Consider the following 14,867-nt stretch of genomic DNA (forward strand, 5'->3'; position numbering starts at 1 on the left):
CTGATGGCGCTGGACGCCGCACTCGAGCGCGACGAGGTGCTCGCGCTCATTCGCACCGCGCTGGACGAAGACCTGCGCTACGGACCGGACGTCACCACGATGGCGACCGTGCCCGCCGACGCGGCGGTGAAGGCCTCGGTGGTGTCCCGGCAGCCGGGCACCGTGGCAGGCATCGACGTGGGGCTGCTCGTGCTCGACGAGGTGATCGGGCCGGACGCCTACGAGATCACCGAGCGGGTGGCCGACGGGACGCGGGTGCACGCGGGCGACGTCGTGCTCGGCGTGGTCGCGCCGACCCGCGGTCTGCTCACCGCTGAGCGCACCATGCTGAACCTGCTGTGCCACCTGTCCGGCATCGCGACCGCCACCGCGGCCTGGGTGGACGAGGTCGAGGGCACCGGCTGCCGGATCCGCGACAGCCGCAAGACGCTGCCCGGCCTGCGCGGTCTGCAGAAGTACGCGGTCCGGGTCGGCGGCGGCGTGAACCACCGGATGGGACTCGGCGACGCGGCGCTGATCAAGGACAACCACGTCGTGGCGGCGGGCTCGGTAGTCGACGCGCTGCGCGCGGTGCGCGAGCTCGCTCCCGAGGTGCCGTGCGAGGTGGAGGTCGACAGTCTGGAACAGCTCGACGCCGTGCTCGCCGAGAACGTGGAACTGGTACTGCTGGACAACTTTCCGCTCTGGCAGACCCAGGCGGCCGTGCAGCGGCGCAATGCCGTGGCGCCGGAGACCGAGCTGGAGTCGTCGGGCGGCCTGAGCCTGGAGATGGCGGCGGATTACGCGCGCACGGGCGTGGACTATCTCGCGGTCGGCGCGCTGACCCACTCGGTGCGGGTGCTGGATCTGGGCCTGGACATGTAAGCACCGCGGCCGAGCCCACCACGGCGCGTCCGGCCTCGTTCTCGTCGGTGATCCGATCGGGAAGGGGGTCGGCATTCGTCGGCAAAAGGCGCAGACTGTTTCGTAGGACGGCTTGACGCTGTGCATCCGACTGCCCATTGTCACCGGGACACGGTGGCGCGCCGGCTAACGAGTGGAGGTCCGCAATGTCCATGTCATCGACGGTGGAAGCATGCCTGCGCGAAGCAGGCGTCGAATACGAAGTCGTGCGTCATCCGCACAGTTACACCAGCGCACACACCGCGTCGGTGGCCAACATCCCCGGTGATCGTCTCGCCAAGACGATCGTGCTCGAAGACGAGCAGGGCTACGTCGGCGCGGTGCTGCCATCCACCCATCACCTGCGGCTGTCGAAGCTCTGGTCGCAAACCGGACGCCATCTGGTGCTGGCCAAGGAGTCCGAGCTCCGCGAGGTCTTCAAGGACTGCGAGGTCGGTGCGATCCCGGCCGTCTGCACCGCGTACGGGGTGCGGACGCTGATGGACGAAAGCCTCACCACGGTGCCCGACGTCTATTTCGAGGCGGGCGATCACGAGGCGCTGGTCCACCTGCGCACGGATCAGTTCATGCGGTTGATGGAGCGAGCGGAGAAGGCGCACTTCTCGAAGAGCGGGAAGAGCAGCACCGAGGAACCCGCGGTGTGACACCGGGTCGAGCGGCCGCACCACGGATCGATGTCGTGAGCGCGGCGCCTTCGCCCCGGAGCGGAAGACACGCGCCCTGATCAGAGGGTGCGCACCATGGTTCGCTGATGCACGCGCGCGCCCCGATAGCGCAGACCGGGCACCAGCGGTTCCTTGCCGTGTGTGGCGAAGCCCCTCCGCTCGAAAAACCGTACGGCGCGGGTGTTCTCGACCGGGGGCCTGCCGGTGGCAGCCGGGGGAGCCAGCGGCCGCGGCGTGCTCGAGGAATCGAGCCATCAGCGCGTCCGCCGCGCCGGTGCCCCTGCCCTCCTCGGCCACGTCCGATGTGCAGGTGCGAGGGCCGGCGCGGGTCGGTGAACTCGCCCGCGGTCGGCAGGCGGCGCAGCTTCGCGCCGACCCGGCCGGTGCGCGTCAGCCTTCCAAGCTCGCCGTCAATCGGCGCAGCAGCGTCTCGAACTGCTCCAGGATCTCGGGCGGGTACTCGGCCAGGATCGCGTCCTGGCGTTCGTTGCACGGGCGGAAGAACTCGTCGGCCCGTTCCTTGACCTGTGCGCTGGTGCGCAGCGTCACCACGCGCCGGTCGGTGTGCTCGCGTGTGCGGGTGAGGTAGCCCGCGTCTTCCAGCCGGTTGAGCAGCGAACTCATCGCGCCCGAGGTCAACGCGATGCGCTTGCTCAGCTGGGCGGGCGAGATCGGCGTGCCGAGCACCTCGGCGGAGGTGATCTCCAGCAGGGCGAACGCGTCGGTGGAGTGCACGCCGAGGTCCGCGGCGAAGCGGCGGCCGAGCTCGGCGAAGCTCGCGCCGTAGGACAGCAGGCCGTCGGCGAGCCGTTCGCGTTGCGCCGCAGGGTCGTTCGGCACCGGCACTCCTTTCTCGATGGGCACTTGCCCGTGCCCGCACGGATTGACAACTTACCCCGCGGCGGAATAGCTTCATCATAAAGTAACTTGATGATGGAGGTAAATTGCCGACCGAAACCGAGACACCTTCCGCCCGGCGCTGGCTGGGGCTGATCGCCGTCGCCTTGGGTGTCGCCCTGATCGTCGTCGACCTGACCATCGTCAACGTGATCATCGCGCCGATCATCGACGACCTCGGCATCACCTCGATCGAGGCGCAGTGGATCCAGGAGTCCTACGCCATCGTGTTCGCGGCGCTGCTGCTGCTCACCGGGCGTCTCGCCGATCTGTACGGTGCGCGAAGGCTTTTCGTCATCGGGCTGGCGATCTTCGGGGTGACCAGCCTGCTGGCCGCCGCCTCGCCGACCGGGGTCGCGCTCATCGCGGCCCGCTTCCTGCAGGGCGTCGGCGGCGCCATGATCCTGCCGACCTCGCTGGCGTTGGTGAACTGGGGCTTCGCGGGGGAGGCACGCGCCAAGGCGTTCGCGATCTGGGGTTCGACCATCGGCGCGGCGGCCGCGGTCGGCCCGCTGCTGGGCGGCTGGCTGGCGGACTTCTCCTGGCGGTGGGCCTTCGGGATCAACATCCCGCTGGTGCTGGTGATCGTCGCGGCGGTGCTGCGCTTCCTGCCCGCCTCGCCGCGCGTCCGCGGGGGCGTCGACCTGCGTGGCGCGGCGCTGTCGGTGCTCGGGCTCGGGTTGCTGTCGTTCGCGTTGATCGAGGGGCGCCACTACGGGTGGGTGCGCACGATCGAGCCGCTGGTGATCGGTGAGGTGTCCTGGCGTGGCGGGCCGTCGCCGGTGCTCGTCGCCCTGCTCGGCGCGATCGGCGCGCTGGCGCTGTGCTGGCGCAGGCAGCGGCGCTTGGTGCGGACGGGCGGCGATCCTCTGCTGGACGTGCGCTTGTTCGCCGTTCCCTCGTTCCGCAACAGCAATGTCGTCACGATCGTCGTCGGCGTCGGCGAGTTCGGGATCATCGCGGTGCTGCCGCTGTGGCTGCAATTCACCCTCGGCTACACCGCTTTCCAGACCGGGCTGGCCCTGGCCGCGCTGGCGGTCGGCAGTTTCTGCGCCAGCGGGGCGAGTTTCTCGATGACCGCGTCGGCGATGGCGCAGGTGCGGATCGGCCTGCTGCTGGAGGCGGCGGGGCTGGCGCTGCTCGCGCTCGTCGCGGCGGCGGACACGCCCTGGTGGGCCATCGTGCTCGCCCTGTTCGTCTACGGCGTCGGCGTCGGCTTCGCCACCGCGCAGGTGACGAACGTGGTGCTCGCCGACGTGCCCGCCGAACACGCCGGACAAGGCTCGGGGATCCAGAGCGCGGCAAGGGAACTCGGCTCCGCCCTCGGCATAGCACTGCTCACCACGCTCTTCTTCAGCGTGCTCGGCGCCGAACTGCGCGACCGGCTCGCGGGCACACCCGGCGCCGACGAGCTGACCGCCGCCGTCACGGCCAGCGCCGGATCGGCGATCCCGGCGCTCGCGGGCGACCCCACCACCGCCTCGGTCGCCGAGGCCGCCCGCGCGGCCATGACCTCCGGCCTCGCGGCCGCGGCTTACGTCTGCGCGGGACTACTGATACTGGCCCTGGCCACCACCGCGTCCATCCAGCGACGCTCCGCGGGTCTCGCCCCGCGCGTCGCGGTAGACGAACGAGTCCGGGGCAGCAGTGGACAGGCCGAAGTACCCGCTGACCGACGCTAGCGAGTTCGGCTGCCCACCGCCCTGGCTGAGCTGCCACACATTTTCCATCCGCAGCACAGGCTCGTCGCCTCTGTGAGGTGTAGGCACGGTGTGTGGCATGGGCTGTTCCAGCGGGGTTGGGCTCGACCGGTCGGAGACTCGCTGAGCGTCAATGAAACCCTGCCGCACCGTTTGGCTGAGCTGCCTGAAACCCGCTGAGTCGACGACGGAGCCCACCGCCCTGGCTGAGCTGCCACACACTTTGCCTGCGCTGCGCGACGCCTTTGTGAGGCGTAGGCGGGGTGTGTGGCAGCGGCCTGTTCGAGGCGTGTGGAAGGTGTGTGTTGCCCCGGGTGGGGTTGTTTCGGGATGTGGTGGTCAGGCGGTGAGTTCGCGTTCCAGGGGGGTGCGGAAGCGGGGGATGGTGCGGATGTCGCCGAACCAGGTGGTCGTGCGGGCGGCTTCGGCTTCGATGCGGGCTTCGGCTTCGGCGCCGATGTCTTCCAGGAGTCGCCAGACGATCTCGCCGTCTTTGCGCTGAGCCCAGCCGCCGACGATGCGGCCGTTCCACCAGATGGTGGGGCCGATATTGCCGTTGCGGTCGAACAGGGCAGGGGCGTGCGGGCCGAGGTACCAGTCGCGGGACTGCCAGCCCATCGGCGTCGGGTCAAGGGCGGGCAGGAAGGCGGCCCAATCCTCGGGCGCCGCAACGGGTTCGAGGTCGTCGGCGAGGACGAGGCCGGGGGAGCCGTCCAAGTCGACCTCGGCGATGTCTAGACGAGCCAGCGCCTTGCGGACCTCGGCGAGGGTCCAGCCGGTCCACCATTTGAGGTCGGTGAGCGGGGCCGGACCGAAGGCGGCCAGCCACTGGCGCACCAGTTCGGCGCGCGCCTCGTCGGCGGGCAGCTCCGCCACGCCGTCGGGCAGCCAGGACTCCACCGGCGACCACAGGTACTGGCTACTGGCCCAGCTGCCGTTGGGTCGGCCGCGCACGATGCGGCCTTCGCAGCCCAGGGTGACCAGCACCCAGGTGGTGATGTTGGTCGGCTTCGAATACGCCTTGTCCGGTGCGGGATTCACCTGGGTGCGCAGCCGCGGCACGTCCTTGCCGAGCTGCGCGCCGGTGGCGGCGCCACGGGCCAGCAGCGCGCGATGGGTCTCCTCTTCGACCTCGGCCCACCAGTCCGCGACCTTCCCGTCCCCGAATCCGGCCTGTTCGAGGAAGCGTCCGTAGGTGCGGCGCTGCTTGTCCGCCAACGCGTTCGCGCAGGAGGCCTGGAGCACCGGAACCAGTTCGACGGGCGCGACGAACATCGTCCGGCGCATCGCCAGCATGCGCAGCAGCGTCCGGTGCTCGTACAGTTCCCGCTCCACGTCCGCGGGCGTCGCCCGGTGGCTGCGCGCGCCGAGGGAGAGGAACACCGTCGCCGGGTCGGTGGCGTGCAAGACCACCAGCGACCTGGCGATACTCGTGACGTCGTCGGTGCGGTGCGTGTCCGCCAGCCGGTGCCGCACCCCCAGTCGCGCGCGCCGCTCGGCGGCATCTATCGAACGCATAGGCGAATACTAGCCACCGGCTCCGACATCCGACCGTCGCGACGACATGGTGGCCGATGCCGTCACGGCCTCACCCGGCGCCGCGGCGCCAACCGATAGAGCGGGCTCGGCCGGTGTCGGCGTCGCGCGGCGCAGCGCCGATTCCGACAGCGCACAGGCCGCTGCGACCGTCGCGCGGCCGAATCGCGAGGACAGAGCCTCAGAGCCCGAACCGGCTCGGATCCACTCGCAGCGCCTGGCAGGCCTCCCGCACCGCCGCGATCTCGGCCTGGTCGAAGGACCCGTCGGCATTGCCGATCATGATGCCGATCTGCACCACGGCCTCGGCCTCGGTCTGCTTGCCCGCCGCCTTGCCGATCTGTTGCATGACGTGGGCGCGGCCGAAGGCCGGATCGGCGGTGAGTCGATGGCAGTTGTCGTCGAAGAGCGCGCGCAGCTCGTCGGCGGGGAAGTTGTTCAACACCGGATCGGCGCAGATGAGCCCCGCGACCCGCATCCGCTCGTCCGGATCGATGGTCCCGTCGGCGGCGGCGACCAGAGCACACATGCCCATCGCCGCGTCGCGGAAGGAGCCGCCGCGCAGTTCGTTCTTCTTGGCCAGCAGCTGCTTTCGCCACTGCGGGGCCTTGTCCACCACGTCCATCAGCCGACTGACGGTGTGCGCGTTGGAGATCAGCTTGTTGATGAAGGACATGGACGAACTCCCGGAAAGAGGGCCCGGCCGCCGCGGACCCGCGCGGCGCCGAACTCCGACTGGAACGATCGGCACCGTAGCAGACCCCGCGGCGGGAGGACGCCCTTCCGAAAGTTGTTCGGTCGCCGGTCGTTCGCGGGTCCTGCGCCGGGTGTGGGCATCGCGCAGGCCGCCGGTCACGACCTGACGCACAGCGGTGTCGCGCCCAGCGGCGTGGCATCATTCCGAAGACGAGGCGCGGATACGGAGTGCTTGCGGTGTGCTGCCTGCTGTGGGGCGCGACGGTCCTTGCGCCGCCGTCGGTTTCGGCCGAACCCGGCTGCCGGGGCGGAATCGATGTGCGCGCAGTGGCGCTGCCAGTGGACGGTGAGGAGGCCACCGGCCGGGTCCAAGAGCCGTATCGCTGCGTGCCCGGCGATCTGCCGCCACGCGACCTGGTCGTCGCGATGCACGGCCACGACGGCTCCTCGGCCGACCACGCCGACTACCTCACCGCCATCGCCTGCCGCACCGGCGCGCCCTTCCTGTCCATGAACTTGCGCAGCGCCACCAGTGTGTGGCGCACCGGGGAATGGAACCTGTGGGCGGGCTGGCGCGACCTGGTGGCCGCGACCCAGTGGTATCGCGCGGAACCGGTGGAGGGGCCGGACCGCGACTATGTCGTCGACGTGGCGCGCGGCATCGTGACCGCGCCGCCCGCGCCCGCGAACGCCACCTGCGCCGCCTGAGATCGCGGCCTGCCGGAACAGTTCCCGCCTCGATCCAGTTGTTCGGAACGACATCGACAAGAGAGGCGTGAGATGAGCAAGCCAGCGGAGCCGGCGTACCACTGGAACGGAGCGGACCTGGATCTGGACGCCTACCTGGCGCGGATCGGCTTCGACGGTGAACGCGCCCCCACCCTCGCGACACTGCGCGAGCTCGTTCGCCTGCACACCACCTCCATTCCGTTCGAGAACCTGGAGCCGGTGCTCGGCCGCCCGATCCCGCTGGACCTGGCCACCCTGCAGGACAAGCTGGTGCGCGGGCGCCGCGGCGGCTACTGCTATGAGAACGTCGGGCTCTTCGCCGCCGCGCTGGAACGACTCGGTTTCGGCGTGACCGGACTCAGCGGCCGGGTGACCATGGGGTCCGGCGGGTTGCGTCCCTCGACGCACGCCCTGCTGCGGGTGACGACCGCGGACGACGAGCGCGTCTGGATCTGCGACGTCGGATTCGGCTCCGGTCCGCTCGAGCCCTACGAACTGGTCGAGCGGGAGGCGGAGTTCTCCTTGGGGCAGTGGCGATTCCGGCTGGAACGCACGACGGGCGAGCTGGACGCCGACGTGTGGGTGCTGCACCAGTTCGGGCGCGACGGCTGGATCGACCGCTACACCTTCACGACCGAACCGCAGTACCGCATCGATTTCGAGGTGGGCAACCACTTCGTCTCCACCTCGCCGCGCTCGCCGTTCACCACGCGCCCGTTCGTCCAGCGCTTCCTGCCCGACGTGCACCACGTGCTCGACGGCCTGACCCTGATCACCGAACGTCCCGACGGATCGAGCGAGACCCGTGAACTGGAGCCGAGCGAACTGCCCAAGATCCTGTCGAAGGTCTTCGACATCGAGCTCGACCCGGCCGACGTCATCGCGGTGAGCGCCGCGCCCTGGCTCGACCGCTGACCGCGACACCGGCTCCGCGGATACGCCGCGCCGACGGACGATTTCGGTACCGTCGGCGGGGTGCGCATCCACCGGAGGCTCCTGTTCCTGTCCGCGGCACCCGTGCTCGTCCTGGCCGGGTGCAGTTCCGGGCCTGAGCAGCCGGACACCGTGGCCGGGCAGTTCGCCGATGCGCTGAACAGCGACGACGTCGCCGCGGCCGCCGCGCTGACCGACGATCCCGGCAAGGCGGCCGACACGCTGAACCAGCTCTACGACGGCCTCGGCAAGGACGTCGTTTTCGAGGTGCGCTCGACCGACGAGAACCGTTTCACCTTGGCCGCCACCTGGCGGCTGGGCAAAGGCGGCAAGGACGAGTGGAGTTACACCACCGTCGGTGAGGCGACCGAGAACGGCGACTGGAAGATCCGCTGGGATCCGGCCACCGTGGCACCCGGCCTCGCCGCGGGCCCGCTGACCTACGGACCCGCCTACGCCGAACCCGCCCGGGTCCTCGACGGGGCGGGCGGCAACCTGATGACCGAGCAGATCGTCACCCTGGTGAACCTCGCGCCCGGCGCGGACACGGCGGCCGTCGCAGCCCTGGTCGGCCCGCTCGCGCCGGGCATCACCGCGCAGTCCCTGCGGGCGGAACTGGCCGCCGCGCAGGGCAAACCGATCACCGCGATCACGCTGCGCGCCGCCGACATCGCCCCGATCAACGACGCGCTGGCCGCGGTGCCCGGCGTCACCCTCGCCCCGCAGACCCGGCTGCTGACCACCGACAAGGCCCTGTCCTCGCCCACCCTGTCCGGCCTCACCGAACTGTGGCAGCAGAACGCGGACGCGGCGGCGGGCTGGGCCGTGCGGGCAAAGACGCCCAACGGCACCGAACGCATCGCGGGACAGGACCCGCGCCAGACCACCGACATCGCCACCACGCTCGACGTCGGATTACAGCGCGCCGCAGAGGACGCCCTGGCTCCGATCGGGCAGCCCGCCGCGATCGTCGCGCTGCAACCGTCCACCGGCAATGTGCTGGCCATGGCACAGAACGCCGCCGCCGACGCGCAGGGACCGATCGCGCTGACCGGCCTCTACCCGCCGGGTTCGACCTTCAAGACGGTGACCGTCTCGGCCGCGCTGCAGGCGGGCGACGCGACGCCGGACAGCGTGCTCCCGTGCCCAGGCACCGCGGACATCGAGGGCCGCCGGATTCCCAACGACGACAAGTTCGACCTCGGCCGGGTCCCGCTGCACACCGCCTTCGCCCGCTCTTGCAACACCACCATGGGCATGCTGGGCGTGAAGCTACCGCCGGACGGGCTGACGAACGCGGCCGCGCAACTCGGCCTCGGCATCGACTACGTCACACCCGGCCTGACCACGGTCACCGGCCAGGTGCCCGCTGCCGACACCGCGGCCGAGCGCGTCGAGTCCAGCATCGGTCAAGGGCAGGTGACGGCCTCGCCGTTCGGGATGGCGCTGGTGGCCGCCTCCATCGCGCACGGGTCGGCGCCCGCGCCGACCCTGGTGCAGGGCAGGCCGGGGACGGCCGACCGGCAGCCGGAGCCGCTGCCCGGCACCGTCGACGACCAGCTGAAAGCCATGATGCGCGAGACCGTCACCGGCGGCACCGCCACCCAGCTGCGTGACATCCCCGGGCTGCTCGGCAAGACCGGCACCGCGGAGTACATCGACGACACCCACGCGCACGGCTGGTTCGTCAGCATCGACGGTGACCTGGCGTTCGCGGTGTTCGTCAGCGACGCGGGCAGCTCGGCCCCCGCGGTGAACGCCGCGGGACGGATGTTGCGCGCGCGGTGATCTTTCGGCGTTCTCGCACCATACGCGCCGCTCCGCCGTCGCTCCGGCGTGCGCGAAACTGCCTGCGCCCGTACTATCGACCGGTTCCGGCGATTTGGGCGGCGGATATATCCCGGCTGGCGCGGACCGCGCTCCGCACGCCCGCTACACTCGTCGGCGGGCCGCGTCAGCGGTCAATATGCGGGATGTCACGATTTCGAGAAGGTTCGGAGTAGGCGCCATCGATACCGGTCAGTTGATCGCGGAGCATTACCGCCTGGTCGAGCGGATTGGTAGCGGCGGCACAGGTGTCGTCTGGCGTGCCACCGACGAGCGACTCCGGCGTTCCGTGGCGATCAAGCAGATCCACATTAAAGCGAGCCTGCCGGAGGCCGAACGCGAAGTCACGCGCCAGCGCGCGATCCGCGAGGCCCGCAACGCCGCGCGGTTCCAGCACCCGAACGCGATCGTGGTGTTCGACATCACCGAACACGAGGGCGACCCGTGCCTGGTGATGGAGTACCTGAAGTCGCGCAGTCTGGCCGCGGTGCTCTCCGCGCAGGGCACGCTGCCGCTGACTCAGGTCGCACGCATCGGCGAGCAGGTCGCCTCGGCGCTGATCGCCGCGCATCAGGCGAGCATCGTGCACCGCGACGTGAAGCCGGGCAACATATTGCTCGACGACCACGGCACGGTCAAAATCACCGATTTCGGCATCTCCCGCGCCGCAGGCGACGTCACGCTCACCGAGACCGGCTTGATCTGCGGTACCGCCGCCTACCTCGCTCCCGAGGTGGCCCGCGGCTCCGACCCGACCCCGGCCGCCGACGTGTTCTCCCTCGGCGCCACGCTGTTTCACGCGCTGGAGGGCGAACCGCCCTACGGCGCGAGCGCGAATCCGCTCGCGGTGCTCTACGCCGCGGCCAACGGTCAGGTCAGCGAGCCGCGAAACGCGGGGCAGGCCACCGACTTCCTGCTCGCGCTGCTGAATCCGGACCCCCAGGAACGGCCGAGCATGCGCGTCGCGCGCGACACGCTGGCCGCCTTCGCCGACTCCGCCGCGGTGCCCGCCGGATTCGTCCCGGCCAGTGAGGCTTTCGCGCGCCAGTCCGCTTCGGATGCGGCGACGCGGGCGCTGCGCACCCCGGTGCCCCAGCCCACGTACCAGCCGACCGAACGGCACGTCCGCCCGCTGCCGCCGCCGCAGCACGCCGCCGCGCACCCGAACACGGCCGCGCACCCCAGGACCGCGGCCCAGCCGCGTCCGGCGTCCTCCTCGGGCGGCAAGCGGCGCGCGGTGCTCATCGGCGGTGTCGTCGGCGCGGTGGTCGCCGTGGCCGCGCTGCTGATCGGCAGCCTGAACCAGTCGGAGTCGAACTCGCCCTCGGCGCAGGCGACTCCGCCATCGGCGAGCGCCACGGCCACCGGCGGCGCCACCACGACGGCCCCGGCGCTGGGCCGCACGCCGAGCGCGGGCACCGTCGAATGGGGACCGGCCGGTCAGCTGATCGTGAACTTCTACAACAACCCGGGCGGGTCCTGGTCGCTGCTCACCCCGGCGGCGCAGAAGGCCTACGGCGGGGAACAGGCGTTCCGCGAGTACTGGGGTTCGCGCATCGTCGACACGTTCTCCGGCATCAACGCCGCCTCCGGCTCCAACAATCCCGACGGCTCGGTGGACATGCGGCTGGCCAATCTCACGGTGGAGGGCGAGTCCAAGGGGCTGGTGCTGCGGGTCGTCGACGGCGGCGGTCGCCTGCTGATCGACAGCGAAACCCGCTGAGCCGCGGGCGGCGTCGGAGTCGCCGCGAGGAGTCGCAATGGCCACGGCGGCAGTGCCGCCGTTAGTCTTTCGTCATGGAGATCAGGGGGATGCTGGCCGCGGAACGCGCCGAGCTCGTCGAGTTGCTGCGCGACCTGCGCGCGGAGGACTGGGAGACGCCGTCGCTGTGCGCGGGGTGGTCGGTCCGTGATGTGGTCGGGCATCTGCTGTACGACACGATCGCCCCGCTGACCTACGGTGGCGTCGTCGTCCGGTGCGGGTTCTCCATCGATCGGGTGAACGGCCGACTGGTCGACAAGGCGCGGGCGCTGTCCACCGCCCAGCTGATCGACATGTTCGAGAACGCCGCCGGGACGTTGTCGCGATTCGGCCCCGCCCTGGTGCTGGCCGACCTGTTCGTGCACCAGCAGGACATTCGCCGCCCGCTCGGCCGCCCCCGCACGATCCCGGCCGACCGGTTGCGCCGCGCGCTCGAACACCCCGACCCGTTCGTCCGTCCGGGACACCGCAGCAACGGACTGCGGCTCGTGGCCACGGACCTGGACTGGGCCAGTGGCAGCGGGCCCGAGGTGCGCGGTCGCGCCGAGGCGCTGGCGCTCGCCGTCGTCGGACGCACGCAGGTGCTCGACGAACTCGAAGGCGAGGGAGTCGCCGAGCTGCGCCGCCGCTGCGGGTGATCACTGGACCGTCCGCGTGTGCGGGAAGAAGACGTCCGGCGGCGTCCACTAGGCTGGTAGCGGCAACTTTCCTGTTGTGACCAGCTGGAGACAAGGATCGACACCGACATGACATCCCGCATCGAGCTCGCCCGCGTCGATTTGCGCGGTCGTACTCCTTCCGCTGCCGAGCTGCGCTCCGCGCTGCCGCGCGGGGGAGTCGACGTGGACTCGGTGCTGCATCAGGTGCGGCCGGTGGTGGAGGCGGTCCGGGAACATGGTGTCTCGGCGGCGCTCGAGTTCGGCGAGCGGTTCGACGGTGTGATTCCCGCGACCGTGCGCGTCCCCGCCGCCGAACTGGTGAAGGCGCTCGACGAGCTGGATCCCGCGGTGCGCGCCGCGCTGGAGGAGTCGATCGCGCGGGCCCGCGCGGTGCACGCCGATCAGCGCCGCACCGACACCACGACCCAGGTGGTGCCCGGCGGCACCGTCACCGAACGCTGGGTGCCCGTGGAGCGGGTCGGGTTGTACGTGCCCGGCGGCAACGCCGTCTACCCGTCCAGCGTGGTGATGAACGTGGTGCCCGCCCAGACCGCGGGCGTCGGTTCGCTGGTGGTGGCCTCGCCGCCGCAGGCCCAGTTCGGCGGGCTGCCGCACCCGACCATCCTGGCGGCCGCGCAGCTGCTCGGCGTCGAGGAGGTGTGGGCGGTCGGCGGCGCGCAGGCTGTCGCGCTGCTCACCTATGGCGGCGTCGACACCGACGGCGCGGAGCTCGAGCCGGTGGACCTGATCACCGGTCCCGGCAACATCTACGTGACCGCCGCCAAGCGGCTGTGCCGCGGCCTGGTCGGCATCGACGCCGAGGCCGGTCCCACCGAGATCGCCATCCTGGCCGACGCCACCGCCGATCCGGCGCACGTGGCGGCCGACCTGATCAGCCAGGCCGAGCACGACGTGCTCGCGGCCAGCGTGCTCGTCACCGACAGCGCCGAGCTGGCCGACGCGGTGGACGCCGCGCTGAGCGCCCAGATGACCGTGGTCAAGCACGCGCACCGGGTGCGAGAGGCGTTGACCGGCAAGCAGTCCGGCACCGTCCTCGTCGACGACATCGAGCAGGGCCTGCGCGTGGTGAACGCCTACGCGGCCGAGCACCTGGAGATCCAGACCGCCGACGCGGCCGCGGTCGCGGGCCGGGTGCGCAGCGCGGGCGCGGTGTTCGTCGGGCCGTACGCGCCGGTCAGCCTCGGCGACTACTGCGCGGGCTCGAATCACGTGCTGCCCACCGCGGGCTGCGCGCGCCACTCCTCCGGTCTGAGCGTGCAGACCTTCCTGCGCGGCATCCACGTCGTCGAGTACACCGAGGCGGCGCTGAAGGATGTGGCCGGGCACGTGGTCGCGCTCGCCAACGCCGAGGATCTGCCCGCGCACGGCCAGGCCGTCACGGTGCGATTCGAGACGCTGTCATGACCGGTCAGCTCACCGCGCCCGGGTCGTCCATCGGGCTGGACGACCTGCCGCTGCGCGAGAATCTGCGCGGCAAGAAGCCTTACGGCGCACCGCAATTGAACGTTCCGGTGCAGCTGAACACCAACGAGAACCCGCATCCGCCGAGCCGCGCGCTCGTCGACGACGTCGCCGAGTCCATTCGCGCCGCCGCCGCCGACCTGCACCGCTACCCGGACCGTGACGCGGTGGCGTTGCGCACCGACCTGGCGGCCTACCTCAGCCGCCAGACCGGGTTCGCGGTCGACACCGCGAACGTCTGGGCCGCCAACGGTTCCAACGAGATCCTGCAGCAGCTGTTACAGGCCTTCGGCGGACCCGGCCGCAGCGCACTGGGTTTCGTGCCCTCCTACTCGATGCACCCGATCATCTCCGAGGGCATCGACACCGAGTGGGTCGAGGCCGAGCGCAATGCCGATTTCTCGCTCGACATCGACTACGCGCTGGCGGCGATCGCCGAACGCAAGCCGGACGTGGTCTTCGTGACCAGCCCGAACAACCCCACCGGACACAGCATCCCGCAGGACGACCTGGTCCGGATCCTCGACGCGGCGCCCGGCATCGTGGTGGTCGACGAGGCGTACGGCGAATTCTCCGCGGCGCCGAGCGCGATCGCGCTGATCGACCGGTTCCCGGCCAAGCTGGTGGTGAGCCGCACCATGAGCAAGGCGTTCGCCTTCGCCGGTGGCCGCCTCGGCTACCTGGTCGCCGCGCCCGCGGTGATCGACGCCATGTTGCTGGTGCGGCTGCCCTACCACCTGTCGGTGGTCACCCAGGCCGCCGCGCGCGCGGCCCTGCGGCACGCGGACGAAACCCTCGGCAGCGTCGCGGAATTGGCGGCCCAGCGCGACCGGGTCGCGTCCGCGTTGCGCGAGATGGGCTTCGACGTGGTGCCGAGCGACGCCAACTTCGTGCTGTTCGGCCGGTTCGCCGACGCCGCGCACGCCTGGCAGCGGTACCTGGACCGCGGCGTGCTCATCCGCGACGTCGGCATTCCCGGCTATCTGCGCGCGACCATCGGCTTGGCCGCCGAGAACGACGAGTTCCTGCGCGTCAGCAGGGAATTGGTCGGCACCGAGCTCACGCCCCGATGAACCCC

13 protein-coding genes are annotated in these 14,867 nt (G+C 70.9%); 10 read left to right on the forward strand and 3 right to left on the reverse strand.

Annotation, left to right across the window (positions count from 1 at the left end; genetic code table 11):
• Positions 1-3: 3 nt before the first annotated feature.
• Both nadC and AC3ERS_RS25685 read left to right on the forward strand, forming a co-directional pair.
• Entirely contained in the window at positions 4-864 is an 861-nt protein-coding gene (gene nadC, locus AC3ERS_RS25680) for a carboxylating nicotinate-nucleotide diphosphorylase (RefSeq protein ID WP_431970654.1), read from the forward strand.
• Positions 865-1,049: 185 nt separating this feature from the next.
• Positions 1,050-1,547 (forward strand): aminoacyl-tRNA deacylase, encoded by a 498-nt coding sequence (locus AC3ERS_RS25685; protein ID WP_431970655.1) that lies wholly within the window; start codon positions 1,050-1,052, stop codon positions 1,545-1,547.
• A 411-nt stretch (positions 1,548-1,958) separates the two neighbouring features.
• Here the strand turns inward: AC3ERS_RS25685 and AC3ERS_RS25690 are convergent, their stop codons facing one another.
• The gene (locus AC3ERS_RS25690) at positions 1,959-2,408 is read right to left on the reverse strand and encodes a MarR family winged helix-turn-helix transcriptional regulator (RefSeq protein ID WP_431970656.1); all 450 of its coding nucleotides are present in this window, start codon (positions 2,406-2,408) and stop codon (positions 1,959-1,961) included.
• 104 nt (positions 2,409-2,512) lie between these two features.
• Between AC3ERS_RS25690 and AC3ERS_RS25695 the strand changes: the two genes are divergently transcribed.
• Entirely contained in the window at positions 2,513-4,147 is a 1,635-nt protein-coding gene (locus tag AC3ERS_RS25695; protein ID WP_431970657.1) for a DHA2 family efflux MFS transporter permease subunit, read from the forward strand.
• A gap of 357 nt (positions 4,148-4,504) precedes the next feature.
• On the opposite strand, the gene AC3ERS_RS25700 is transcribed toward AC3ERS_RS25695, so the two are convergent.
• Positions 4,505-5,683, reverse strand: coding sequence for a winged helix DNA-binding domain-containing protein (locus tag AC3ERS_RS25700; RefSeq protein WP_431970658.1), 1,179 nt, complete (start codon positions 5,681-5,683; stop codon positions 4,505-4,507).
• Between the two features lie 199 nt (positions 5,684-5,882).
• Positions 5,883-6,377 carry a tellurite resistance TerB family protein gene (locus AC3ERS_RS25705; RefSeq protein WP_431970659.1) on the reverse strand — a complete coding sequence of 165 codons (495 nt, stop codon included), beginning with the start codon at positions 6,375-6,377 and terminating at the stop codon, positions 5,883-5,885.
• 347 nt (positions 6,378-6,724) lie between these two features.
• Here AC3ERS_RS25705 and AC3ERS_RS25710 point away from each other — a divergent pair, with 347 nt between their 5' ends.
• From AC3ERS_RS25710 to AC3ERS_RS25740, 7 genes are all read left to right on the forward strand, one after another.
• Positions 6,725-7,105 carry a hypothetical protein gene (locus AC3ERS_RS25710; protein WP_431970660.1) on the forward strand — a complete coding sequence of 127 codons (381 nt, stop codon included), beginning with the start codon at positions 6,725-6,727 and terminating at the stop codon, positions 7,103-7,105.
• Between the two features lie 72 nt (positions 7,106-7,177).
• Positions 7,178-8,041 carry an arylamine N-acetyltransferase family protein gene (locus AC3ERS_RS25715; protein ID WP_431970661.1) on the forward strand — a complete coding sequence of 288 codons (864 nt, stop codon included), beginning with the start codon at positions 7,178-7,180 and terminating at the stop codon, positions 8,039-8,041.
• Positions 8,042-8,101: 60 nt separating this feature from the next.
• Complete coding sequence (locus AC3ERS_RS25720; protein ID WP_431970662.1) at positions 8,102-9,847, forward strand: penicillin-binding transpeptidase domain-containing protein; 1,746 nt, start codon at positions 8,102-8,104, stop codon at positions 9,845-9,847.
• Between the two features lie 235 nt (positions 9,848-10,082).
• Positions 10,083-11,609 (forward strand): serine/threonine-protein kinase, encoded by a 1,527-nt coding sequence (locus tag AC3ERS_RS25725; protein WP_431970663.1) that lies wholly within the window; start codon positions 10,083-10,085, stop codon positions 11,607-11,609.
• A 74-nt stretch (positions 11,610-11,683) separates the two neighbouring features.
• Positions 11,684-12,286 carry a maleylpyruvate isomerase family mycothiol-dependent enzyme gene (locus AC3ERS_RS25730; RefSeq protein ID WP_431970664.1) on the forward strand — a complete coding sequence of 201 codons (603 nt, stop codon included), beginning with the start codon at positions 11,684-11,686 and terminating at the stop codon, positions 12,284-12,286.
• 108 nt (positions 12,287-12,394) lie between these two features.
• Positions 12,395-13,732: a histidinol dehydrogenase gene (hisD, locus tag AC3ERS_RS25735; RefSeq protein WP_357410261.1), complete on the forward strand. Its 1,338-nt coding sequence runs from the start codon at positions 12,395-12,397 to the stop codon at positions 13,730-13,732.
• Positions 13,729-14,862, forward strand: coding sequence for a histidinol-phosphate transaminase (locus AC3ERS_RS25740; RefSeq protein ID WP_431970665.1), 1,134 nt, complete (start codon positions 13,729-13,731; stop codon positions 14,860-14,862). Before hisD ends, AC3ERS_RS25740 begins: the two co-directional genes overlap by 4 nt.
• The last annotated feature ends 5 nt before the right edge of the window (positions 14,863-14,867 follow it).

The sequence above is a fragment of the Nocardia sp. bgisy134 genome, from assembly GCF_057708325.1.